We start from the raw sequence: 25,133 nt of genomic DNA, 5'->3' as shown, positions 1-25,133 counted from the left end.
GATGGGGTGGACGGGCGGGAGGTAGACGACGTCGAAGCCCATCTCCGCGATCGCGGGCAGCCGTTCGGCGGCCGTACGGAACGTGCCGTGCACCGACGGATCCAGCACCCCGCTCTCCGAACGCGGGAAGAACTCGTACCACGCCCCGTACAGCGCCCGCTCCCGCTCCACCAGCAACGGCAACGGCTCGGACGAGGTCACCAGCTCGCGCAGCGGATGCTCCGCGAGGACGCCGTCCACCTGCGGGGTCAACGCGGCGGCGAGACGGGAGGCCACGGGACGACCGGTGTCGCGCAGCGCGTCCACGGCCCCGAGAAGCGTGTCCCTGCTCCGCTTGCCCCGGGTCCCCTTCGGCAGGCCGGCGACCGCCCGCTCGTACAGCAGGGCACCCTCCTCCAGCACCAGCTCGGTGTCCAGACCGGCCGGGATCTTGATCCCCGCGTGGTGCCGCCAGGTGGTGACCGGGTCCCCCCACGCCTCCACCGTGTACGTCCAGCGGCCCTCCGCGGTGGCGCTCACCCTGGCACCCCAGCGGTCGGTGCCGGGGGCCAGCTCGTGCAGCGGCGTCCACGGGCCGGGACGGCCGTCCGGGTCGCGCAGGACGACATTCGCGGCGACGGCGTCGTGGCCCTCGCGGAAGACCGTGGCCGACACCTCGAACTCCTCGCCCACCACGGCCTTGGCGGGACGGCGTCCGTGCTGCACCACCGGGCGGACGTCGAGGACGGGGATGCGCCCGACGGCCGTCGCCGGAGTGACGGCGGCGAGGGGCGCGTCGGGGGTGCGGGTGGCGGGGACGGCGGCCCTGGCCGCCCTGGGAGCGGCCTTCACTCCCTTCGGAGCGGTCTTCCCCACCGGGGGAATCGCCGTCTCGGCCGTCTTCGGAGCCGATGACCTGGCTGTCTTCGGGACAGAGGACTTGGCTGTCTTCGGGACAGAGGACTTGGCTGTCTTCGGGACAGAGGACTTGGCCGTCTTCGGGACAGAGGACTTGGCCGTCTTCGGGACAGAGGACTTGGCTGTCTTCGGGACAGAGGACTTGGCCGTCCTGGGGGCGGACTTGGCCGTCTTGGAGCGCGGGGTGCTGCCCTTACGGGCGGACGTTCCCGGAGCGGACGTGCCGGCGGACGGCGTCTCCGGGGCGGTGGCGGGTGTGCCGGCGACGGGTGTGCCGGCGGCGGCGGAGGTGCCGGTGCCCGGGTCGGCGCCGGCCGACGGTTTCTCGGGTGCGGCAGAGGAAGCAGGTGTCCGGGACCCGGCCTCGGCCGTGCGTGTCCGGGGCGTCTCGGGGGTGGTCGTCGGGGGTGGCGACGTGTGGTGCGTGGCGGGCATGACCGCTCCTGTCCGCGTCAACGTGGGTGGGCGGATGGCGTGTGGGGAGGTGGGGCCTGCGGGCGTACCGGAGGAGCCTTCCCACCCTATGCGGGTGGGCATTCCGGCACTTTGTTAACTACTCACGCGTATGTCTACACACAAGACCGGCCTCCTCCCGGGCAGGCGAGGCCGGTGCGGTGTGGCCGAATCACCCTGGTTGTGCCGGCGTCACTCCAGGGTCAGCCGATGTGCAGGAGTCTGTTCGGCGAATCCGTGCCCGCGTCCGACACCTTTCCCGGGACCGCCCGTCTCACCAGCGCCTTCGCCACCTGCGCGGGGGCGGCCCGTGGATGGTCCGCCAGATACAGCGCGGCCGCGCCGGCGGCGTGCGGGCTCGCCATCGACGTTCCGGAGTAGGTGGCTTTCGCCCTGTCGCCGGTGTGCGAAGTCGACGTGATGTCCACCCCCGGCGCGAAGAGATCGAGCGCGCGCCCGGTGTTCGAGAAGCGCGCCCGCGCGTCCGTCCGGTCGGTGGCGCCGACCGTGAGCGCCTCGGCGACCCGTGCCGGGGAGCACAGCGAGGCCGGCAGCCCGGAGTTGCCCGCCGCGACGGTGTAGGTCACGCCGGAGGCGATGGAGTTGCGGACGGCCGCGTCGAGCTGGGCGTTGGCGTATCCGCCCAGGCTGAGGTTGGCCACGGCCGGCTTCCGCGCGTGCCGGGTGACCCAGTCGATGCCGGCGATGACCTGGGCGGTGGAGCCGGCGCCCTTGTCGTCGAGGACGCGGACGGCGACGATCCTGGCCTTCTTGGCCACGCCGTACCCGGCACCGGCGACCGTCCCCGCGACATGGGTGCCGTGGCCGTTGCCGTCCTGGGCCGTCCTGTCGTCGTCGACGAAGTCCCAGCCGTAGCTCGCCCGGCCGCCGAAGTCCCGGTGCGTGACGCGGACGCCGGTGTCGATGACGTAGACGGTCACTCCCGAGCCCGCCGAGCCGGGTGCTGTGTACCGCCTGTCGAGCGCCCGGCCCGTCTGGTCGATCCGGTCCAGCCCCCACGAGGGCGGGCCGGTCTGGACCCGGCGGGCGGTCGCGCCGGCGGTCCCGACCCGGCCGGCCGTGACACCCGTGTCGTGGACCTGTTCGAACGTCACGCGGGTGTCCCGGACGACGGAGGCCACCCGGGGGTCCGCGGCGAGCCGCCGGGCCTGTCTCGTGTCGGCCCGCACGGCGAAGCCGTTGAGAGCCGTGCCGTAGGTGTGGCTGATTCTCGCTCCGTACCGTTCGGCGACGCTCGCGCCGGCCGACGACGGAGCCCGCGTACCCCCCTTGAGCGTCACGATGTAGCTGCCGTTGACGGAGCCCGGCTCCCCCGCGCCGGATATCCGTCCCGCCCGAGCCGCCTGCGCGGGCGGGGCGTTGGCCGAAAGCACGGCGGCCGTCGCGACCGCCGTGAGACCCGCCGCCCAGCGCAGACGCCACTTCCTCGTCCGTGCCATGACCTGAGTTCCCCTCCTCGACGCGACGTACCGAGGCCGGGTCCGGCCGCTGGGACAGGGTCCGGCCGTACGTCACCAGGTGAGCCTCTCGTGCGGTGCGAAGCATCACAAGACCGCCTATGCGGGTGGAATCGGCCACGCTGTCCACGAGGTGCCCGTGAGGGTTGCGTCGATTTCACGCCGATGTCACACGGTCGGCCCCGATCGGGCGCAGTGCCGCGATGCGCCGTGTCGCGAAGGCACCCTCGCCGCTAACGTCGTGGGAGACGAAGGCCGCACAACGCCGTGCGTCCCTTAGCCGCGTACGTCCTCCGTGAAGGTGGAATTCGTGAAGGCGATCCGCAGATTCACCGTCCGACCCGTTCTCCCCGAAGCCCTTCACCCGCTCAGTGACCTGGCCCGCAACCTCCGCTGGTCCTGGCACGCCGAGACCCGTGACCTCTTCCAGTCCGTCGACCCCGAGCGCTGGGCGGCGTGCGGCGGCGACCCCGTACGACTGCTCGGCAGCGTGCCGGCCGAACGGCTCACGGAGCTCACGGAGGACAGCCGCTTCCTGCGCCGTCTCGCCGCGGTCCGTGACGACCTGCGCGCGTACATGGGCGGCGACCGCTGGTATCAGACGCAGACCACCGACCTGCCCGCCGCCATCGCCTACTTCTCGCCCGAGTTCGGCATCACCGCCGCTCTCCCGCAGTACTCCGGGGGCCTCGGCATCCTCGCGGGCGACCATCTCAAGGCCGCCAGCGACCTGGGTGCCCCGCTGATCGGCGTGGGCCTGCTCTACCGGCACGGCTACTTCCGCCAGTCCCTGTCCCGCGAGGGCTGGCAGCAGGAGCACTATCCGGTTCTCGACCCCAACGAACTGCCCGTGGTGCCGCTGAGCGAGGACGACGGCACACCCGCCCACGTGTCCCTCGCGCTGCCCGGCGGCCGCGCGCTGCGCGCCCGGATCTGGCTGGCCCAGGTCGGCCGCGTCCCGCTGCTCATGCTCGACTCCGACGTCGAGGAGAACGGCGTCGGCGAACGCGGGGTCACCGACCGGCTCTACGGCGGCGGCAGCGAACACCGGCTGCTCCAGGAGATGCTGCTCGGAATAGGAGGTGTACGGGCGGTCAGGACGTACTGCCGGCTGACCGGGCACCCGCAGCCCGAGGTGTTCCACACCAACGAGGGGCACGCGGGCTTCCTCGGCCTGGAGCGGATCGCCGAACTCGGCGACCGGGGGATGGACTTCGACTCCGCGCTGGAGGCGGTCAGGGCCGGCACGGTCTTCACCACCCACACCCCGGTGCCCGCCGGCATCGACCGCTTCGACCGGGAGGTGGTCGCCCGCCACTTCGGCGCCGACGCCGAACTCCCGCGCATCGACGTGGGGCGCGTCCTCGCCCTCGGCATGGAGACCTATCCCGGAGGCGAGCCTAACCTCTTCAACATGGCTGTCATGGGCCTGCGTCTGGGCCAGCGGGCGAACGGGGTGTCCCTGCTGCACGGCCAGGTCAGCCGGGAGATGTTCTCCGGACTCTGGCCGGGCTTCGACCCCGAGGAGGTGCCGATCACGTCGGTCACCAACGGCGTCCACGCACCGACCTGGGTGGCCCCCGAGGTCTTCCGCCTCGGCGCCCGGCAGGTCGGCGCGCAGCGTACCGAGGACGCGCTGACCGTCGGAGGCTCCGACCGCTGGGACGCGGTGGCCGAGATCGCCGACCAGGAGATCTGGGACCTGCGCAGGGTGCTGCGGGAACAACTGGTGCTGGAGGTACGGGACCGGCTGCGGGCCTCCTGGCGCCAGCGCGGCGCCGGCACGGCCGAACTCGGCTGGATCGACGGCGTCCTCGACCCCGACGTCCTCACCATCGGCTTCGCACGCCGCGTCCCCTCGTACAAACGTCTGACGCTCATGCTGCGCGACCGCGACCGGCTCATGGATCTGCTGCTGCACTCCGAGCGGCCGGTCCAGATCGTCGTCGCGGGCAAGGCGCACCCCGCGGACGACGGCGGCAAGCGGCTGATCCAGGAACTGGTCCGGTTCGCCGACGACCCGCGGGTACGCCACCGGATCGTCTTCCTGCCCGACTACGGCATGGCGATGGCGCAGAAGCTCTACCCGGGCTGCGACATCTGGCTCAACAACCCGCTGCGCCCGCTGGAGGCGTGTGGCACGAGCGGGATGAAGGCCGCGCTCAACGGCTGTCTCAACCTCTCCGTCCTGGACGGCTGGTGGGACGAGTGGTTCCAGCCCGACTTCGGCTGGGCGATCCCGACCGCGGACGGCACCGCGACCGACGACGACCGCAGGGACGAACTGGAGGCCGCGGCCCTGTACGACCTGCTGGAGCAGCGGGTGGCCCCCCGCTTCTACGAGCGCGGCCAGGAGGAACTGCCCGACCGGTGGATCGAGATGGTCCGCCGGACGCTGACCCACCTGGGCCCGAAGGTCCTGGCGGGCCGGATGGTGCGCGAGTACGTGGAGCGCCTGTACGCCCCGGCGGCCCAGGCCCACCGTTCCCTCACTCCCGAGACGGCCCGCGAGCTGGCCGTCTGGAAGTCGCGGGTCCGTGCCGCCTGGCCGCGGATCACGGTCGATCACGTCGAGGCGTCCTCGGCCACCACGACCGCCGAACTGGGCACCACGCTGTCGCTGCGCGTCCGTGTCGGCCTCGGCGACCTCGTCCCCGACGACGTGGAGGTCCAGGCGGTCGCGGGCCGGGTCGACGGGGACGACCGCATCGCGGACGCGGTCTGTGTCCCGCTGAAGCCGACCAACGGCCCGGATCTGGAAGGCCGTTGGGCGTACGAGGGTCCGTTGTCCCTCGACCGCACGGGCTCCTTCGGCTACACGGTCCGCATCCTGCCGTCGCACCGCCTACTGGCCAGCGGCGCGGAACTCGGGCTGGTGGCGGTGCCCTCGGAGGAGACGGGAGAGGGAGCGGGCCTGCTGATGCGCTGAGAAGCCGGACGCGCGACCGGCGCGACAGGGGCGAGCCGTGCACCACGGCTCGCCCGGGTCGTGCCGGTCGGCCGCTTCAGGCGTCGAGGCCCGCGCACAGGCGCCGCATCACCTTGCCGCAGCGCTGGGCGTAGGCGCGCTGCAGGCCGCGTGTGACGGCGCCGCCCGCGCGGGCGTACCACGTGGCCGCGCGGCTGAAGGCCGTGATCGTCAGCCAGACGGTGCCGTCGCCGGTACGGGAGACCACGAAGGCCTCCTCGCCGCACTCGGGATGACCGGAAAGGGTTCCGTAGGCCCAGGCGGTGCGCCGGTACTCCTCGGCGGTCCAGACTATGCGGCAGGGGGCCTTGATCAGGCCGATGCCGACCGTGACGTCGACGCCCGGCGCCGCCTTGCCGGCCTCGGAGACCATGCGGATCCCCATGGCCCGGTGCATCTCCCAGGTCATGAGGGCTTCGGACGCGCGCCGGAAGACGGCCTCGCCCTCGCCGATGCGGGAGCGCACGTGCAGTCGGTGGAAGCCCGGGGGGCAGCGGTCCTCGCGGGTCGCGCCCACGTCCTCGTACGTGTAGGGCATGGGGGCAAGGGTAAGGCGGCACCCGGCACGATTTTGTGCCGGGTGCCGCCTCGGTTCGATTACGTTCGCGCTAGCTGACGTTGACCGCGGTCCAGGCCGCCGCCACCGCCGCGTACTCGGTGCTGCTGGAGCCGTACAGCGAGGACGCCGCCGACAGGGTGGCCGTACGGGCGCCCTTGTAGTTCGTCGACGAGGTCATGTAGGTCGTCAGCGCCTTGTACCAGATCTGCAGGGCCTTGGCCCGGCCGATGCCGGTGACCGTCGAGCCGCTGTAGGTCGGGGAGTTGTAGCTGACACCGTTGATCGTCTTCGCGCCGCTGCCCTCCGAGAGGAGGTAGAAGAAGTGGTTCGCGACGCCGGACGAGTAGTGCACGTCCTTGCTGCCGACGGAGGAGGACCAGTAGTCCGCGGAGCCGCCGTCCTTGCTGGGCTTGTCCATGTAGCGCAGCGGGGTGCCGTCGCCGTTGATGTTGATCTTCTCGCCGATGAGGTAGTCGCCCACGTCGGAGGAGTTCGCCGCGTAGAACTCGACACCGGTGCCGAAGATGTCCGAGGTGGCCTCGTTCAGGCCACCGGACTCGCCCGAGTAGTTCAGGCCGGCGGTGTTGGCGGTGACGCCGTGGCTCATCTCGTGGCCGGCGACGTCGAGCGAGGTCAGCGGGTGCGTGTTGCCCGAGCCGTCGCCGTAGGTCATGCAGAAGCAGCTGTCGTCCCAGAACGCGTTGACGTACGCGTTGCCGTAGTGGACGCGCGAGTACGCTCCGACGCCGTTGTTCTTGATGCCGCTGCGCCCGAAGGTGTTCTTGTAGAAGTCCCAGGTCACCTGTGCGCCGTAGGCGGCGTCGGCGGCCGCGGTCTGGTCGGTGGTGGAGCTGGAGGCCGCGCCGGTGCCCCAGACGTCGTCCGCGTCGGTGAACAGCGTGCCCGCGGAGGAGCTCGTGCCGTGCGACTTGTTGTACGTCTTGTGGCTGCCGCGGGTGCTGTCGGTGAGGCTGTAGGTCGAGCCCGACAGGGTCGAGTTGAGGGTGACCGTGCCCGAGTAGAGGGTCTTGCCGGTGCCGGTCTCGATGCCCTGGTACTCGTAGAGCTTCTTGCCCGTGGCCGCGTCGGTGATGACGTGCAGCTCGTTGGGCGTGCCGTCGTCCTGGAGACCGCCCACGACGGTCTCGTAGGCGAGGGTCGGCTTGCCGGTGGCGGCCCAGATCACCTTGCGGGGGGCCTGGTCGGCGGCGGTCTTGGCCGAGCCCGCGTCCTTGGCGGCGGTCAGCGCCTGCTTCTCGGCCTTGGCGGTGGTGACCAGCGGCTTGAGCGAGGCGACCTTGATGGCCGTCTTGGTCGCACGGGTCACGCCCTCGGCCTTGCCGGCCTTGCTCTCGTGCACGACGAGGTCGCCGCCGAGGACCGGAAGTCCGTTGTACGTGCGCTCGTACCGGGTGTGGACCGTGCCGTCGGCATCCTTGACGACGTCTCTGACGACGAGCTTCTCCTTGGCGCCGAGGCCTATGCGCTGGGCCGTCTCCGTCTTGGCGGCGTCGGCCTTCTGGATGAGCGCGGTGCGGGCGGAGGCGGAGAGCTGGACCGGCGACGCGGCGAGGGGGGTGACCCGGCCGGAGGGGGACGCCTCGGTCTGGGCGGAGGCACCGGTGGTCAGACCGGTGGTGAGCAGGGCTCCGGCGGCGACAGCGGTGGCGATGGCCAGAGTGGTGCGCTTGTGACGCGCGTAGAGGGGGGTCACGCAAGCTCCTTCGTGTGGGGACGTCCGAACGGCGTGGGGGCCGGATGGACGGTTGGGAAGTTGCGGTGCGGGTGAGCCGTGCGGGTGAAGCGTGCCATCCCGGCCGCGTACATGTCAGGAGCCCATAAAGACCTTGGCCGAAAATCGTCGATCGGGTGAACAGTTGGGACGCGGGGACGTGAACCAGCCTCTTTCAAGGGCTGGTTGGCGCAAACCCCTGTTCCGGTAAAGAAGGGCGCCGCCCCGGGGAGTCGAACCTCCGGGGCGGCGCCCTGGCGCACCGCTCGCGCGCGGACTTCCGCCGCTGCCTACGGGAAGGTGAGCTTCCAGCTGTTGATGTAGCCGGTGTCCTGGGCCGCCTTGTCCTGGACCTTCAGTTTCCAGGTGCCGTTGGCGACTTCGGAGGACGCGTTGACCGTGTAGGTCGCGTTCACGTTGTCCGCCGAGTCGGACGAACTGGTGCTCTTCAGACGGTAGGTCGAGCCGTCGGGGGCGACCAGATCGATCTGGAGGTCGCCCCGCCAGGTGTGCACGATGTCCACGGCGACCGCGAGGTTCGACGGGGCGTTGCCGGTACGGCCGCTGACCGTGATCGACGACGTGACCGCCGCGCCGTTGTCCGGAATCGATACGTCGGCCGTGTTCTCGAACGACGTACCGCCTCCGCCGCCACCGCCCGGCCGTGAACCGACGTTCACGGCGGCCCAGGCGTTCTGCACCGCCGTGTACTCGGCGCTCGTCGTGCCGTACAGCTCGCCCGCCGCCGCGAGCGTGCCCGTGCGGGCCGACGCGTAGTTGGTGGTCGAGGTGAACTTGGTGGTGAGCGCGCGGTACCAGATCTGCAGCGCCTTGTCGCGGCCGATGCCGGTGACCGGAAGCCCGTCGGAGGTGGGTGAGTTGTAGCTGACGCCGTTGATGACCTTGGCGCCGCTGCCCTCGCTCAGCAGGTAGAAGAAGTGGTTGGCGACACCCGACGAGTAGTGCACGTCGACGTTGCCGACACCCGAGTACCAGGAGTCCTTGGAGGCGCCGTCCTTGCTCGGCTTGTCCATGTAACGCAGCGGGGTGCCGTCGCCGTTGATGTCGATCTTCTCGCCGATGAGGTAGTCGCCCACGTCGGTCGAGTTGTTGGCGTAGAACTCCACGCCGGTGCCGAAGATGTCGGAGGTCGCCTCGTTCAGACCGCCGGACTCGCCCGAGTAGTTGAGGCCCGCGGTGTTGGAGGTGACGCCGTGGCTCATCTCGTGGCCGGCCACGTCCAGCGCGGTCAGCGGGTCGGCGTTCCCGGACCCGTCGCCGTAGGTCATGCAGAAGCAGCCGTCGTCCCAGAACGCGTTCACGTACGCGTTGCCGTAGTGCACGCGGGAGTAGGCTCCGACGCCGTTGTTCTTGATGCCGCTGCGACCGAAGGTGTTCTTGTAGAAGTCCCAGGTCTCCGCGGCGCCGTAGTGGGCGTCCGCGCCGGCCGTGGCGGCGTTCGACGTGGTGCCGTTGCCCCAGGTGTCGCTCGTCTGCGAGAACAGCGTGCCGGTGCCCGACGAGCCGTGGTTCAGGTTGTACGTCTTGTGGCCGCCGCGCGCGCCGTCGGTCAGCGTGTAGTTGGAGCCCGACTGCGTCGTCGTCAGGGTCACCTGGCCGCTGTACTGGGTGTTGCCGATACCGGTCTCGATGCCCTGGTACGCGTAGAGCTTCTTGCCGGTGGCCGCGTCGGTGATGACGTGCAGCTCGTTGGGGGTGCCGTCGTCCTGGAGGCCGCCGACGACGGTCTCGTAGGCGAGGGTCGGCTTCCCGCTCGCCGCCCAGATCACCTTGCGGGGCGCGCGGTCGGCGGCGGTGCTCTTCGAACCGGCGGCCCTGGCGGCGGCCAGCGCCTGCTTCTCCGCCGTGCCCGCGGCGACCACGGGCTTGAGCTCGGCGACCTTCAGGGACGCCTTCGTGGCCTTGTGGACGTGCCCGGTCCTCCCGGACTTGGAGGTGTCGACGACCATGTCGCCGCCGAGGACCGGCAGTCCTTCGTACGTCCGCTCGTAGCGGGTGTGGACGGTGCCGTCGGCGTCCTTCATGACGTCACGGGCGACGAGGCTCTCGCCGGCGCCGAGACCCAGGTCCCGGGCGGTCGTGGCCTTGGCCGCGTCGGCGTCGCGTATCAGCTCGGCGCGCTGTGAGGCGGTGAGCTTCATGGCGACGGCGCCCGGGTTGACCTTGCCCGCACGGGGGGCCTGTTCGGGGGCGGCGCTCGCGGCGCCCGACTGGACGGCCGCGGCCAGCAGGGCGGTGACGCCCACGAGGGCGACACCGGTGACGCGGCGCTTGGTGATGTGGGAGGTGCGTCTGTGGGGAGAACTGGTGCTCAACACGGACTCCTTCTGCATGGCCGCGGATCGCGCGGCCAGGGGAGACCGGACGATCGACGAAACCGTCCGGGCAGAACTGGACGTACGCGGAACCAGGTGCATGGGGTCGTTCGGCCCCGGCACAGCCGATGTTGCTGTGAGGTGGCTGTGAAGTGGCCGAGGGAAGAGTGGCAGGAGATAACCCTTTCTGTCAGGACCGCGTCACAAAAATGGCCGGAAACGGTTCGTTGTCCGGTTAGTCGTGTTCGCTATACGGACTCGCCTTGGGATGTTCGTCCCGGCGTGCGGGGTGACGGTGTTTCGGCCAACCCTTCGGGGCGCCTGGGCGCGCCCCGGCGCGAACTCCGGCCGGGCCGCCCGTACCGCCAGATGACCGGCCCGCCGTCCGCAACGGAATGAAGCCCAGACCCTTTCGGGGGCCTCCCGGCACGTCCGCTCGCCCGCTCCCCGCCCTGCGGTTTGAGTGATCCCCGGCATTCCGGTCCGTACCCGGCGCCCTCGACCGGGCGAGGCGGTGCGATCCGGACAGGTATCCCCGCAGGAGGTTTGGTGAGAAGGTCACATTGGTGTGCGAGCCTTGCGGCGCTGGGAGGCCTGGCCGGCTCCCTGATGCTCGGCTCCTCCGTCCCGGCCGAGGCGTCCGCCCACCCCGACGGCAGCCGCACGGCCGGCGCCGTCCAGGCCCTGTCCGCCACCCCGGAGCCGAAGCCGGCGCCCGGGCATGTGAAGCCGGCGGACCAGCAGAACGCGTCCGACCCCTCGAACGTGTGCAGGGGGCTCGTGCCGGACCCCATCCCGCCGAGGCTACGCCGCCTCTACTTCTGCGGTGACTGGCGCCTCGGTCCCCGGCAACTGCCGACCAGGGGCATCCTGGGGCACATCCTCCACCGGTACGACCGCCTCGGCGGCCTCACCGCCGTGCGGTTCCTCGACAAGTGGTGGGACCCCACCGCCGACTCGGGCCAGGGCGACTGGCGTTACCCGCCGGACGACGGCTTCACCCACCGCAACGGGACGGTGGTCGCCGCTCCGCTCGTCCTCCACGCCGGCCTGCGGCTCGACCGCTTCGGCAGCGAGGCGGGCCGCTTCCTGGCCCCGGAGGGCACCAAGTACGGCAAGCGGGTCATCCCGCCGTCGAGCCTCAACACCTCGGACCCGCGCTACCCGTACAACTACCACTCCTACAAGCTGGCCAAGGACGTGACGGTCTGTGCGGGCAGGACCGCCCCCGGCTTCGAGCAGCGCGGCCTCGGCACCCAGTACGTGACGTCGAGCCGGTTCTGCCCCGACATCCCCCGCACGACGGTGGGGGACCTGGTGAGCAACGGCACGCTGGTGCGCACCAACGACTGACCACGCCCCCCTCCCACGGGGGCGTACGACCGCGCGCGGAAGCCGGCCCCGGCGACGACCGGGCCGGCTCCGCCCCGGCGGAAGGCCGATCGCATGGACCGGTTCGCGCTGTGCCGGGCCCTCGAAGCGGCCCGGGTTCCCGCCACGTCCTACGAGATCGCGGACTGCCCGGGCCGCCACCTCGCGGCCGACCGCTACTTCCTCGACGGCCACGAGGGCGACTGGACCGTGGGCGTCCACGAGCGGGGGACCCGCCAGATCTTCGAGCGGTTCACCGACGAGGGCGAGGCCTGCCGGTGGATCCACGACCGGCTCCTCGGCGGGCCGCCGCCCCCCGCCCCCGACCCCGCTCCCGGAGCGCCGGCCGCCCCGCACCCGGACCCCGAGGCCCTGCAGCGCCAGGCCGACGACGACCTCGAAGCGGCCCTCACCGAACTCCTCCGCGGGACGGCAGGGAAGCCCGGCGAGGAGCCCCCGGAAGGCGACGGTCCCGCCTAGGTCGTGTCCGCAGCCGGTGCCGTGAGTCCGGCGCGGGTCCGTGCACGTGGCTCAGCTCAGCCGCCGGAGGGGTCCCGGTCCCCGTGCCAGGAGTGCCACAGCGCCGCGTACGGCCCCCCGGCCGCCACCAGTTCGTCGTGCGTGCCCAGTTCGGACAGCCGGCCGTCCTCCATCACCGCCACCCGGTCCGCGTCATGGGCGGTGTGCAGCCGGTGGGCGATCGCGATGACGGTCCGGCCCTCCAGCACGGTGGCCAGCGCCCGCTCCGTGTGCCGGGCGGTCGTCGGGTCGAGGAGCGCCGTGGCCTCGTCGAGGATCAGGGTGTGCGGGTCGGCGAGCACCACCCGGGCCAGCGCGAGCTGCTGGGCCCGGGAGCCGTCGACACGCACGGCCCGGGGCCCCAGTTCGGTGTCCAGCCCGTCCGGGAGGTCCCCGGCCCAGTCCTCCGCGCCGACCGCCGCGAGCGCGGCCCACAACGCGGCGTCGTCGGCGTCCGGTTCGGCGATGAGCAGGTTGTCGCGGACCGTGCCGAGGAACACGTGGTGCTCCTGGGTGACGAGGACGACGTGCCGGCGAAGCTGCTCCGGGTCGAGATCGACGACCGGCACCCCTCCGACCGTCACCGACCCACTGCCCGGAGCGTCGACACCCGCCAGCAGTCTGCTCAGCGTGGTCTTCCCCGCGCCGGAGGGGCCCACGACGGCCAGCCGCTCCCCGGGGCGCACCGTCAGATCGACCCCGCGCAGCACCTCGCCGCCGCGCTCGTACGCGTAGCGCACGCCGGTGACGTCGATCCGGTCGTCCTCCGGTACGGGAGAGCCGGCCGGGACGGCGCGCGGTGCGCCGGCCAGCCCCTCCACGCGGGCGAACGAGGCGCCGCTGCTCTGTAGTTGCTCGACCTGGCCCAGGATCTGGTCGAGCGGTTCGGCGAGCCGGTGCAGATAGAGCGTCGCGGCGACCACGGTGCCGAGACTCAGCGTGCCCCGGGCGTGCAGCGCACCGCCCACCAGGAGGACCGTCACGACCGGCACGACGTACGAGATCTCCACGGCCGGGAAGAACACGTTGCGCAGGAACAGCGTCCGCATCCGCGTCACCCGGGACACCTCCAGCGCGTCCCGGCTCGCCCGCGTCCGGCGCTCGCGCAGCCCGAACGCCTCCACCGTGCGGGCACCGGACGCGGTGGCCGCGAGAATCTCGGCGACCTCCGAGCCGGCGGCCCCCTGGGCGAGATAGGCGGTACGAGCCCGGCGCAGATACCAGCGCAGCGCGAAGCCGATGCCGGTCAGTCCCAGGACCCCGCAGAGGCCGAGCAGCGGGTCGATGACGAAGACGGCGACGAGGACGAACAGCGCCTGCGCGCCGGAGATCATGAGCTGGGGTCCCGAGTCGCGCAGGATGGTGCCCACCTCGGTGACGTCGGCGGTGGCGCGTGCCGTCAGATCGCCGGTGCCCGCCCGTTCCACGACCGACGCGGGCAGGGTCAGCGCCCGCTCCACGAACTCCTCGCGCACCCGCGCGAGGGTCCGCTCGCCGAAGCGGTAGCCCGCGTACCCGGCCCAGCGCGACAGCAGGAGCTGGCCCAGCGCGGCCAGCAGGATGACGAGCGCCGGCCCGTCCACCGCCTCGACACCGGCGCCCGCGCGCACGTCGTCGATCATCCGCCCGAGCAGCCAGGGGCCGACCAGACCGGCCCCGGCGGCCAGCGCGTTGAGGGCGAGCACGACGCCGAACACCCGCCCGTCCGCACGGATCAGCCGCAGCGCCGCCCGCCGCACCTCGGCGCGCCCCGCCACCGGCAGCCCGCCCGTCACAGCGTCACCTCCTCGTCCACGCCCGCCACCGGGCCCGCGTCCGCCGCGTCATCGGTCTCCGCGTCCTCCTCCGGCTCCGCGCCACGGGAGACCAGCGACCGGTATCCCGGTTCCGTCCGCAGGAGTTCGCGATGGCTGCCGGTGGCCGCGGCCTTGCCGTCGACGAGGAAGCAGACGGTGTCCGCGTGGTCGAGGACGAGCGGCGACGTGCTCGTCACGACGGTCGTACGGTCCGTGCGGGCGGCGCGCAGCCGGGCCGCGACCGTCGCCTCGGTGTGGGCGTCGAGCGCCGAGGTCGGTTCCACGGCGAGCAGCACCTCGGGATCCGCGAGGAGCGCGCGCACGAGACGGACCCGCTGCCGCTGCCCGCCGGACAGGTTCCGGCCCTGCGCGTCGACGGCCGCGTCGAGGCCGTCCGGCAGCCCGAGGACGATGTCGTCGGCGGCGGCCGCGCGCACGGCCCGGCCGACGGTCTCGTCGTCGGGATCCCGGCGCGCCCGGACGGACTCGCGCAGTGTGCCGGCGAACAGGTCGGCCTCGTTGTCGGCGACCAGGATCCGTTCGCGCACCTGGGGCAGCGCGAGCGCGTCGAGCCGTACGCCGCCCCAGGTCACGTCCGAGGCGGCGTACCGGCCGAGGCGGTCGACCACGGCCGCGGACTGTTCGGGGCGGGCCCCGGCCAGCACGGTCAGCCTCCCCGGGACCACACGGACCCCGGACTCCGGATCGTGCAGCACCGCCGGGGACCTGGGGGCGTCGAGCGCGTCCGGCGGAGAGACGACGGGCTCCAGGGACAGGAACTGGACGACGCGCCGGGCGGCGACCACGGCCCGGGAGAGTTCGTAGCCGCAGTCGATGAAGAAGTACACCGGCAGGACGAGGACCGCGACATAGCCGTACACGGACACCAACTGGCCGATGGTGATGTCTCCCTGGGCCGCCAGCCGGGCCGCGAGCCAGGTCACCGCGGCCAGCAGGACGGTCGGCATGCCCACGCCCAGGGCCTGGATCCAGCTCGTCACCGCGCCGACCTGGTAGCCCTGTTCGCGCAGCTTCCGCGAGTCGCGGCGGAACGCGTCCGCGAACAGCCCCTTGCCGCCGAGGCCGTTCAGGACGCGCAGGCCGCCCGCGAGGTCGCCGACGCGCGCGGTCAGGACGGACTGCCGTTCGCGGTATCCCGTCTCCCTTCCCTGGAGACGGACCGTGAGCGGCCCGACGATCCCGGCCGTCAGCGGCACCCCGAGCAGGATCACCGCGGAGAGCTGCACCGAGACCGGCAGCAGCAGCGCGGCCACCACGCCGTAGGTGACGACCGCGGCCAGACCGGGCCCGACGACCGTCAGCGAGTTGCTGATCGTGCCCACGTCGCGGACGCCGACCGTGACGATCTCCCCCGTGCCGGTCTGCCGCGAGAGCGCCGCGCCGAGGCGGGCCGCGTGCTCGACCACGAGCTTGACCGTGCGGAAGTTGGCGTCCATCCGGACCTTGGTCATCGTGCGGTGCCGCACGACACCCAGCCCGGCGTTGAACGCCCCGGTGGCGAGCACGGCGGCCGTCCAGCCCGCCAGCGCGGCCCCGTCACCCGGCTCAAGACCGTCGTCGATCGCCCGGGACAGGAGATACGGCGTCAGTGCCGTGAGTCCCATCCACACGGTGGAGATCACCGCGCCGGTGACCGACCGGTGCGCCTGCCGGGTGACCAGCCACCACAGGAACCGCCAGCCGCCCCGGCGGTCCGGTGTCCCCGGATCCCCGTACGTGTCGATCATCAGCCTTCTTCCGCTCCCTCGTCCGCCCGTCGCTCGCGGTTCCGCCCGTCCGCCGCTAGACGAGACTGTCCCGCCAGGCCTTGTGCAGGTCCGCGAAGCGGCCCGTGCCCGCGATGAGTTCGGCGGGCGGGCCGTCCTCGACGATCCGGCCGTGTTCCATCACCAGGACCCGGTCGGCGATCGCCACCGTCGACAGCCGGTGGGCGATGACCACCGCCGTACGACCCCGCAGGACCGTCGACATCGCACGCTGCACGGCCCGTTCGCCCGGGATGTCGAGGGAGCTGGTCGCCTCGTCGAGGATCAGGACCGCCGGGTCGGCGAGCAGCGCCCGTGCGAAGGCGACGAGTTGACGCTGGCCGGCGGAGATCCGGCCGCCGCGCTTGCGTACGTCCGTGTCGTAGCCGTCGGGCAGCGCGCTGATGAAGTCGTGCGCGCCGATCGCCTTCGCCGCCCGCTCGATCTCCTCGCGGGACGCCTCGGGGCGGCCGATCGCGATGTTCTCGGCGACCGTGCCCGAGAACAGGAACGCCTCCTGGGTCACCATCACGACCCCGCGCCGCAGTTCGGGCACCGCCAGCTCGCGCAGATCGACGCCGTCGAGCAGGACCCGGCCGTCGGAGGGGTCGTAGAACCGGGCCAGGAGCTTGGCCAGCGTCGACTTGCCGGCGCCGGTCGAGCCGACCACGGCCACCGTCTGTCCGGCGGGCAGGGTGAGCGAGAAGGAGGGCAGGACCTCCCCGCCGGTGCGGTACGCGAAGCGGACGCCGTCGAACACGACCTCACGGCCGGGATGTTCGGAGGCGAGGGCCGGAAGCTCCCGCGGCGAGGACGGCTCCGGCACGGACGGCGTCTGGGCCAGCAGACCGGCGATCTTCTCCATCGAGGCCGCGGCGGACTGGTAGGAGTTCAGGAACATGCCGAGGCGGTCGATGGGGTCGTAGAGCCGGCGCAGATAGAGGACCGCCGCGGCGAGCACACCGAGCGCCAGCGAATCCGACGCCACCCGGTAGGCGCCCCACAGCACGATGCCCGCGACGGCCGTGTTGGCGACCAGCCGGGAGCCGACGACATAGCGCGCCATCTCCAGCAGGGCGTCGCCGTTCGTCCGCTCGTGCCGTTGGTTGAGCACCTTGAACTCGGCCTCGTTGGCGGCCTCCCGGCGGAACGCGCGCACCGGCCGGATGCCGTTCATCGTCTCCGCGAACTTCACGATCACCGCGGCGATCGTCGTCGAACGGACGGCGAAGATCCGCCCCGCGCGGCGCTGGTAGCGGCGGATGAGCAGATACAGCGGCACGAAGGAGGCCACCGCGACCGCGCCCAGACCGACGTCCAGCCAGAGCAGCATCGCCGAGATGTAGACGAAGGACAGGATGACGGTGACGAGTTCCTGGAGCCCCTCGCTGAGCAGTTCGCGCAGCGACTCGACGTCCGTCGTGGAGCGGGAGATCAGCCGGCCCGAGGTGTAGCGCTCGTGGAAGTCGACGCTGAGCGCCTGGGCGTGCCGGAAGATCCGGCCGCGCAGATCGAGCAGCACGTCCTGGTTGACCCGGGCCGAGGCGATGATGAAGGCGTACTGGAGCCCGCCGGAGGCCGCCGAGCACAGCAGGTAGGCGGCGCCGATCGCGATCAGCGGCCCGTGGTCGTCCTGCCGGAACGCCGGTACGGCGCGGTCGATGGCGTACGCCACGAGCAGCGGGCCCGCCTGTACGGCCGCCTGCTGGAGCAGCAGCAGAACGGTGGTCAGGGCCACCCGGGCCCGGAGCGGGGCGAGCAGCGAGCGCAGCAGGGTCGCGGTCGCGCCCGGGGGCGCGGGCAGGGTGTCGTGGTCGAAGGGGTCCTCGTGCGGCCCGGGTGCCGAGGGCGCGCCGCCCTTCGGTTCCTTGTCCGCCGCGGTGGTCGTGGGCGCCGCTGTCATCGGCCCTCCTCCTCTGCGCCCGACATCAGGTGGGCGTATTCGGCATGGGTGCGCAGCAGTTCGTGATGGGTGCCGACCGCCGCGATCCGGCCGTCGGAGATCAGGGCCACCCGGTCGGCCAGCAGGACCGTGGACGGACGGTGCGCCACGATCAGCGCGGTCGTCTCCGCCAGCACCCGGCGCAGGGCGGCCTCGACCGCGGCCTCGGTGTGCACGTCGAGCGCCGACAGCGGGTCGTCGAGCACCAGGAAGCGCGGGCGGCCGACCACCGCGCGGGCCAGCGCGAGCCGCTGCCGCTGCCCGCCGGACAGGCTGAGGCCCTGTTCGCCGACCTGCGTCCCCGTGCCCCGGGGCAGCGTGTGCGCGAAGTCGGCCTGCGCGACGGCGAGAGCGCGGTCCAGCTCCGTCCGGCCGGCGGTCTCGGGGGCGCCCATCAGGACGTTCTCGCCGACGGTGGCCGAGAAGAGGGTGGGTTCCTCGAAGGCGACGGCGACGAGTTCGCGCAGCTCCTCGCGGGGCATCCGCGTGATGTCCCGGCCGTCCAGGGTGATCCGGCCGGACGTCACCTCGTGCAGGCGGGGGACGAGCGCGGTGAGGGTGGTCTTGCCGGAGCCGGTGGCACCGACGAGCGCCATGCTCTCGCCCGAGCGGACGTGCAGGTCGATGCGGGCCAGCACCGGGGGTGTGTCCGCGGGGGCGTCGGGATAGCGGAACTCGACACCGTGGAAACTCAGTCCGCTGTCGCTGTCGCTGTCGCTGTCGCTGTCGCCGGCTCCGGCCGCGGGCAGGGCGGCCGGGGTGGGCACGGCGGCCGGGGCGGCCGTGCCGTCCGACTCCGGCGTCGCCCGCATGACCTCGAAGTACCGTTCGGTGGCCGTCGCGGCCTCCTGGCTCATCGCGAGGAGGAACCCGATCGAGTCGACGGGCCAGCGCAGCGCGAGCGCGGTCGACAGGAACGCCACCAGCGTGCCGGCGGACAGGCGGCCGTCGGCGACCTGGACCGTACCGAGGACGAGGGCCGCGCCGATGGCGAACTCGGGCAGGGTGACGATGACGCCCCAGATGGAGGCGAGCAGCCGGGCCTTGACCAGTTCCGTGCCGCGCAGCGACCGGGACAGCTCACGGAACGCCCGCGCCTGGCTGCGATGGCGGCCGAACCCCTTGATGATCCGGATGCCGAGCACACTCTCCTCGACCACCGTCGTCAGATCGCCGACCTGATCCTGGGCCCGCCGCGCCACCTCCGCGTAACGCCGCTCGAAGAACCAGCAGACGATCATGACCGGGACGGCGGGGGCGAGGAGCACCAGCCCGAGGGTCCACTCCTGGGCCAGCATGATGGCGATGCCCGCGAGGATCGTCACGCCGTTGACCAGGAGGAAGGTCAGCGGGAACGCCAGGAACATGCGGACCAGCATCAGATCGGTGGTCGCCCGGGACAGGAGCTGTCCGGACGCCCAGCGGTCGTGGAAGGCGACCGGCAGGCGCTGCAGATGGTGGTACAGATCGGCCCGCATTCCGGCCTCGACCCCGGCCAGCGGGCGGGCCACCAGCCAGCGGCGCAGCCCGAACAGACCGGCCTCGGCGATGCCGAGCAGCAGCAGATACAGCGCCCCGAGCCAGACTCCCGCCGGATCGTGCCCCGTGACGGGACCGTCCACCATCCACTTCAGGATCAGCGGGAACACGAGCGAGAGACACGAGGCGACCACGGCGACGAACGCCGCGCCGAACCATCTCGCCCGCACCGGGCGGACATAGGGCCACAGGCGCAACAGGCTGCGTACGGTCGAACGGTGGGGGTGGTCCTGGGCGGCTGCATCGGAGGTGGTCATCATGAGCGAGCCTACGTTTCACCACTGACAGTGCCCACCGAGTTTTCGGCGCGTCTGGACCGTCCGGGGTGCTCGGAGCGGTCGTCCCGGGGCGTCCGAGGACGGTGTCGCAGCGCTGCTCCCCGGGGGACGTCGTACGGTCGTACCGACCGATCGGACGACGGACCGCGGGTCCCCGGGAGAGCGCGCCGCCGCCTGCCGTCAGTGGACCCTGAGCAGCAGCACGGACCGCGCCGGCACCGTGATCGCCGTGCCCGCCCGGTGCGTGAGCGCGGGTGCCGCGGCCTGGTCCTCGCGCGACGTGTCCACGACCACCTCGTACGCGGTGGCCCAGGGCGACCCCGGCAGCTCGAAGGAGGCCGGCCGGTCCCCGGCGTGCAGCACGGCGAGGAAGCTGTCGTCGACGACCGGGGCGCCCCGCGCGTCCCGTCCGGGGATGTCCCGGCCGGACAGGTACATGCCGAGGGTCGCGGCGGGCGCGTACCAGTCCCGTTCCGTCATCTCGGTGCCCCGCGCGGTGAACCAGGCCAGATCCCGCAGTCCGTCGGCCGAGTGGGCCCGCCCGGAGAAGAACGCCCGGCGGCGCAGCACGGGATGCGCGTGCCGCAGCGCGATCAGACGGGACGTCAGTTCGAACAGGGCCCGCCAGTCGGGGTCGTCGAGCTGCGACCAGTCGACCCAGCTGATCTCGTTGTCCTGGCAGTAGGCGTTGTTGTTGCCCCGCTGGGTGCGCCCGAACTCGTCCCCGGCGACCAGCATCGGCACTCCTGTCGAAAGGAGCAGCGTCGTCAGCAGGTTCCTCAACTGGCGCCTCCGCAGCGCCCGCAGATCCTCGTCCTCGCTCTCGCCCTCCGTGCCGCCGTTCCAGGCCCGGTTGTCGTCGGTGCCGTCCCGGTTGCCCTCGCCGTTCGCCTCGTTGTGCTTGCGTTCGTACGACACGAGGTCGCGCAGGGTGAAACCGTCGTGCGCGGTCACGAAGTTGACGGAGGCGTACGGGCGCCGGCCGCCCCAGGCGTACAGGTCGCTCGACCCCGACAGGCGGTAGCCCAGATCCCTTACGTCGGGCAGCGCCCCGCGCCAGAAGTCCCGTACGGCGTTGCGGTAGCGGTCGTTCCACTCCGTCCACAGGGGCGGGAAGGCGCCGACCTGGTAGCCGCCGGAGCCCACGTCCCACGGCTCGGCGATCAGCTTGACCCGGCGCAGCACCGGATCCTGGGCGATGACGGCGAGGAACGGCGAGAGCATGTCGACGTCGTGCATGGACCGGGCCAGGGCGGCCGCCAGGTCGAAGCGGAACCCGTCGACGCCCATCTCGGTGACCCAGTAGCGAAGGGAGTCCGTGATCAGCCGCAGTACCTGTGGCTGCACGACGTGCAGGGTGTTGCCGCAGCCCGTGTAGTCGGCGTAGCGGCGGGCGTCCTGCTGGAGCCGGTAGTACCCCCGGTTGTCGATGCCGCGCAGCGACAGCATCGGGCCCAGTTCGCCCGCCTCCGCGGTGTGGTTGTAGACGACGTCGAGGATGACCTCGATCCCCGCCGCGTGCAGCGCCTGCACCATCCGTTTGAACTCGCCGACCTGCTGCCCCCTCGTGCCGGAGGCGGCGTAGCCCGCGTGCGGGGCGAAATAGCCGATCGAGTTGTAACCCCAGTAGTTCTTCAGGCCCCGGCGCAGCAGGTGGTCCTCGTGCGCGAACTGGTGCACCGGCAGCAGCTCCACGGCCGTCACCCCGAGGTTCACCAGGTGCTCGACGGCCGCCGGGTGCGCCAGTCCGGCGTACGTGCCGCGCAGTTCCTCGGGGATCGAGGGGTGCAGACGGGTGAATCCCCGCACGTGCAGTTCGTAGATGACCGAGTCCGCCCACGGGGTCTTGGGGCGGTGGTCGTCCGCCCAGTCGTCGTCGTCCTGGACGACCACGCCCTTGGGGACGAGGGGCGCCGAGTCGCGGTCGTCGCGCACGGTGTCGGCGACCTGCTGCTGAGGCCAGTCGCGGACGTGCCCGTACACCTCCGGCGGCAGGGTGAAGTCGCCGTCCACGGCACGGGCGTACGGGTCGAGGAGCAGCTTCGCCGGGTTCCAGCGGGCGCCGGTCCACGGGTCCCAGCGGCCGTGCACCCGGAAGCCGTAGCGGCGGCCGGGGAGCACTCCGGGCACGAAACCGTGCCAGATCTCGTGGGTGAGTTCGGTGAGCGGGACGCGGGTCTCGGCGCCCGCCTCGTCGAAGAGGCACAGGTCGACGGCCTCCGCGCCGCCCGCCCACAGGGCGAAGTTGGTGCCCGTGGTGCCGTCGGGACCGACCCGGAAGCGTGCTCCGAGCGGAGTGGGGGCACCGGGCCAGGCGCCGACGGGAGGTGCCGCGGGGTGCCGTGAGCCGTTCAGCGCGGGAGCGGCCGGCTCCGCCGCCGGGTCCGCGGGCGCCGGCACGGCGGCGGGCGGTGCGGCGGGTGGCCCCGCCGGGTCCGTGACGGTCTGCGCGGGCAGCCCGCCGCCCGCGGCGCGTCCCTCGTGGACCGCCTCCTGCTCGGGTGCGCTCGACACCGGTCAGCCTCCCACGGCTCGTGGAACGGCGCGGAAAAGGGTGCACGGCGTCCCGGCCGCGGCTCCTTGGCGCGTCGTCCTCCCCACTGTTCTGCCCAGAGCGTGGCTCGCACTCACGTTTCCCCGGAGGGGCGGCGTCGTTGGGTCCCTTGTGAAGCACGTACAGACGCGCGCGCGGCGCGCAGGGGCCGCGCTGGCCGCCGTACTGACCTGGGCCGGTCTGCTGGCCGGAGCCTCCGGCTGCACCTCCGGCGGGATCTCGGACGGGATCGGGGAGGCGTTCGGCAAACCACGGTCCCCCGAGGATGTCATCCACGTCTCGCCCGACGACCACAAGAAGGGCGTACGACCGCAGGAGGCACTGCTGGTACGGGTGCCCGGCGGACGCCTGGAGTCCGTGAAGGTCGTCAAGTACCAGGACGCCCGGGAGTCACCCGTACCGGGGCACATCAGCGACGACGGCCTGTCCTGGAAACCGGACGACGCGCGGCTCGCCCTGGCCGCCAAGTACACCGTGGACGCGGTGGCCCTGGACGGCGGCGGGCACCGCTCGGCACGGCACACCACGTTCACCACGGCCGTCCCCGACGAGCGGTTCATCGGGTACGTCACCCCGGAGGACCGCTCCGTCGTGGGCACCGGGATGATCGTCTCCCTGGAGTTCAACCGGGAGATCGAGAACCGGGCCGCCGTCGAGCGCGCGATCCGTGTCGAGGCGCGGCCCGCGGTCGAGATCCGCGCGCACTGGTTCGGCGGCGGACGCGTCGACTTCCGTCCCGAGCGCTACTGGAAACCGGGCACGAAGGTCACCGTGGCGCTCGGGCTGCGCGACGTCGAAGGATCACCCGGCGTGTACGGACTCCAGTCCAGGACCTTCTCGTTCACCGTCGGCCGCGACCAGCGGTCCCTCGTCGACGCCGGCGCCCACACCATGGAGGTACGCCGTGACGGCAACCTCCTCGCCACGGTGCCGATCACGGCCGGAGCGCCGAAGACGACGACGTACAACGGGAAGATGGTCGTCACCGAGATGCTCGAAGTGACCCGGATGAACAGCCGGACCGTGGGTTTCGGCGGCGAGTACGACATCCCCGACGTCCCGCACGCGATGCGCCTGACCGACTCCGGGACCTTCCTGCACGGCAACTACTGGGCGCCGGACGCCTTCGGCAACACCAACGTGAGCCATGGCTGCGTGGGTCTGCGGGACGTGAAGGGCGGCAGCTCCGACACCCCGGCGGGCTGGTTCTTCGACCGCAGTCTCGTCGGGGACGTCATCGAAGTCGTGCACAGCAAGGACAAGCAGGTGGCCCCCGACAACGGACTCGGCGGCTGGAACATGGGCTGGCGGGAGTGGAAGGCCGGCAGCGCAGTCGACTGATCTTCGCTCCCCGGTGCAACCATCTTCGCGGTCGATGGTCCAAGTTGCGACGGAACGGTGACATTGACCTGACACGGAGCTCAAAACCGTGAGGTTAATATGCGCCAGTGATCGCGTGGGACGCGGCTGCGGTGGGGGCCTGATCAGGCCTTGCGAGGGGAGAAAGACTGTGAACGTGCGACCGATATCAGGGGCGTCGGCGGGTGGACGCTCACGCGGCCGCAACAAGCGGTGGGCGGTGATCGTCGGCGGTGCGCTGCTGGCCGTCACGGCCTGCGGCGGGGGCGGGGGAACGGACTCGGGGTCCGGAGGGAAGGAAAAGGACGGCAAGGGCAGCACCACCACGGAGAGCAAGCAGTCGGTGGCCGTCGTCACGATCGCGCCGAAGGCCGGCGCCAAGGACGTCGACACCAGCGGCACCCTCAAGGTCACGGCCAGCAAGGGCAAACTGACCGAGGTCACCGTCAAGGACAACGAGGGCACGAAGATCGACGGCGAGATATCGGCCGACGGCGGCGGCTGGACGCCCGCCACACACCTCGCGGCGTCCACCAAGTACCAGGTGCACGCGGTCGCGAAGGACTCCGAGGGCCGCACGGCGGCCGAGGACTCGTCCTTCACGACGCTGAGCCCGCAGAACACCTTCACCGGCAACTTCACGCCCGAGGACGGCTCCAAGGTCGGCGTCGGCATGCCGTTCTCGGTCCGCTTCACCCGGGGCATCACCAAGCCGGACGACGTCGAGAAGGCCATCAAGATCACGACCGAGCCGGCCGTCGACGTCCAGGGCCACTGGTTCGGCAACGACCGCCTCGACTTCCGGCCCGAGAAGTACTGGAAGGCCGGCACCAAGGTCACCGTGAAGCTGAACCTCGACGGCGTCGAGGGCCGCAAGGGCGTCTACGGCAAGCAGGCCAAGACGGTCTCCTTCACCATCGGCCGCGACCAGGTGTCCGTCGTGGACGCCAAGAAGCACACGATGAAGGTCATGCAGGAGGGCAAGGTCGTCAAGACCATCCCGGTGACCACCGGCAAGCCCGGCTACGCCACCTGGAACGGCCAGATGGTCATCAGCGAGAAGTTCACCGTGACCCGGATGAACGGCGACACGGTCGGCTACGACGGCGAGTACGACATCAAGGACGTCCCGCACGCCATGCGCCTGACCGGCTCCGGCACCTTCGTGCACGGCAACTACTGGGGCGGCGGCGCCTTCGGCAACTACAACGCCAGCCACGGCTGCATCGGCCTGCGGGACGTGCGCGGCGGCTACGACAGCGGCGTGCCGGCCGCCTGGTTCTTCAACCACTCGATGGTCGGTGACGTGGTGGTCGTGAAGAACTCCACCGACCCGACGGTCGACCCGGCCAACGGTCTCAACGGCTGGAACATATCCTGGGCGGACTGGATCAAGTGATGCGCCGGAACGGATCGTGTGACGGTCCGGCAGGGGATCGGCCGGCCGCCTCCGAGCGGATCGTGTGACTCCGTCCGACCCGATCGTGTGACCGTTCTCCACCGGGCCGGGTGTGCTGTGACTCAGCCACCTACAACACCCTCACCGTCTCCGCCTCGGTCGTCATCGCCGTCGTGGCCGCCATCGC

Annotated in this window: 15 protein-coding genes; 5 read left to right on the top strand and 10 right to left on the bottom strand. The window is 71.8% G+C overall.

The annotated features are described in order from the left end of the window. Together ACWEBX_RS29315 and ACWEBX_RS29310 are read right to left on the bottom strand one after the other, a co-directional pair. On the bottom strand, window positions 1-1,332 hold a 1,332-nt coding region (locus ACWEBX_RS29315), incomplete at its 3' end, for a maltotransferase domain-containing protein (protein ID WP_451887807.1). Window positions 1,333-1,553: 221 nt separating this feature from the next. Beyond that, window positions 1,554-2,810, bottom strand: coding sequence for a S8 family peptidase (locus ACWEBX_RS29310; protein ID WP_451887806.1), 1,257 nt, complete (start codon window positions 2,808-2,810; stop codon window positions 1,554-1,556). Window positions 2,811-3,138: 328 nt separating this feature from the next. Here ACWEBX_RS29310 and ACWEBX_RS29305 point away from each other — a divergent pair, with 328 nt between their 5' ends. Continuing rightward, window positions 3,139-5,757, top strand: coding sequence for a glycosyltransferase family 1 protein (locus ACWEBX_RS29305; RefSeq protein ID WP_451887805.1), 2,619 nt, complete (start codon window positions 3,139-3,141; stop codon window positions 5,755-5,757). Window positions 5,758-5,833: 76 nt separating this feature from the next. Here the strand turns inward: ACWEBX_RS29305 and ACWEBX_RS29300 are convergent, their stop codons facing one another. The 3 genes from ACWEBX_RS29300 to ACWEBX_RS29290 all read right to left on the bottom strand — a co-directional run bounded on the left by ACWEBX_RS29300 (window position 5,834) and on the right by ACWEBX_RS29290 (window position 10,441). Then, window positions 5,834-6,334 (bottom strand): DUF1990 family protein, encoded by a 501-nt coding sequence (locus ACWEBX_RS29300; protein WP_451887804.1) that lies wholly within the window; start codon window positions 6,332-6,334, stop codon window positions 5,834-5,836. 70 nt (window positions 6,335-6,404) lie between these two features. Continuing rightward, window positions 6,405-8,069 carry a M4 family metallopeptidase gene (locus ACWEBX_RS29295; protein WP_451887803.1) on the bottom strand — a complete coding sequence of 555 codons (1,665 nt, stop codon included), beginning with the start codon at window positions 8,067-8,069 and terminating at the stop codon, window positions 6,405-6,407. A 308-nt stretch (window positions 8,070-8,377) separates the two neighbouring features. Further along, window positions 8,378-10,441, bottom strand: a complete 2,064-nt coding sequence (locus ACWEBX_RS29290) for a M4 family metallopeptidase (protein ID WP_451887802.1) — start codon at window positions 10,439-10,441, stop codon at window positions 8,378-8,380. 531 nt (window positions 10,442-10,972) lie between these two features. On the opposite strand from ACWEBX_RS29290, the gene ACWEBX_RS29285 reads away from it, so the two are divergent. Continuing rightward, complete coding sequence (locus tag ACWEBX_RS29285) at window positions 10,973-11,776, top strand: TNT domain-containing protein (protein ID WP_451887801.1); 804 nt, start codon at window positions 10,973-10,975, stop codon at window positions 11,774-11,776. A gap of 93 nt (window positions 11,777-11,869) precedes the next feature. Further along, window positions 11,870-12,274, top strand: a complete 405-nt coding sequence (locus tag ACWEBX_RS29280) for a hypothetical protein (protein ID WP_451887800.1) — start codon at window positions 11,870-11,872, stop codon at window positions 12,272-12,274. 56 nt (window positions 12,275-12,330) lie between these two features. On the opposite strand, the gene ACWEBX_RS29275 is transcribed toward ACWEBX_RS29280, so the two are convergent. From ACWEBX_RS29275 to glgX, 5 genes are all read right to left on the bottom strand, one after another. Continuing rightward, the gene (locus ACWEBX_RS29275; protein WP_451887799.1) at window positions 12,331-14,088 is read right to left on the bottom strand and encodes an ABC transporter ATP-binding protein; all 1,758 of its coding nucleotides are present in this window, start codon (window positions 14,086-14,088) and stop codon (window positions 12,331-12,333) included. Continuing rightward, window positions 14,085-15,857 carry an ABC transporter transmembrane domain-containing protein gene (locus ACWEBX_RS29270; protein ID WP_451887798.1) on the bottom strand — a complete coding sequence of 591 codons (1,773 nt, stop codon included), beginning with the start codon at window positions 15,855-15,857 and terminating at the stop codon, window positions 14,085-14,087. The genes ACWEBX_RS29275 and ACWEBX_RS29270 overlap by 4 nt, the downstream gene beginning before the upstream one ends. 55 nt (window positions 15,858-15,912) lie before the next feature. Further along, the gene (locus ACWEBX_RS29265; protein WP_451887797.1) at window positions 15,913-17,778 is read right to left on the bottom strand and encodes an ABC transporter ATP-binding protein; all 1,866 of its coding nucleotides are present in this window, start codon (window positions 17,776-17,778) and stop codon (window positions 15,913-15,915) included. Continuing rightward, entirely contained in the window at window positions 17,775-19,613 is a 1,839-nt protein-coding gene (locus ACWEBX_RS29260) for an ABC transporter ATP-binding protein (RefSeq protein ID WP_451887796.1), read from the bottom strand. The genes ACWEBX_RS29265 and ACWEBX_RS29260 overlap by 4 nt, the downstream gene beginning before the upstream one ends. Window positions 19,614-19,814: 201 nt before the next feature. Continuing rightward, window positions 19,815-22,148 (bottom strand): glycogen debranching protein GlgX, encoded by a 2,334-nt coding sequence (gene glgX / locus ACWEBX_RS29255; protein WP_451887795.1) that lies wholly within the window; start codon window positions 22,146-22,148, stop codon window positions 19,815-19,817. 151 nt (window positions 22,149-22,299) lie between these two features. Here glgX and ACWEBX_RS29250 point away from each other — a divergent pair, with 151 nt between their 5' ends. Both ACWEBX_RS29250 and ACWEBX_RS29245 read left to right on the top strand, forming a co-directional pair. Further along, window positions 22,300-23,529, top strand: a complete 1,230-nt coding sequence (locus ACWEBX_RS29250) for an Ig-like domain-containing protein (RefSeq protein ID WP_451887794.1) — start codon at window positions 22,300-22,302, stop codon at window positions 23,527-23,529. Between the two features lie 169 nt (window positions 23,530-23,698). Next, window positions 23,699-24,946: a L,D-transpeptidase gene (locus ACWEBX_RS29245; RefSeq protein WP_451887793.1), complete on the top strand. Its 1,248-nt coding sequence runs from the start codon at window positions 23,699-23,701 to the stop codon at window positions 24,944-24,946. The last annotated feature ends 187 nt before the right edge of the window (window positions 24,947-25,133 follow it).

The organism is Streptomyces sp. NPDC005070 (assembly GCF_053600395.1).
Note: the sequence above shows the minus strand (reverse complement) of the source record. Positions and strands in the feature narration are given on the sequence as shown.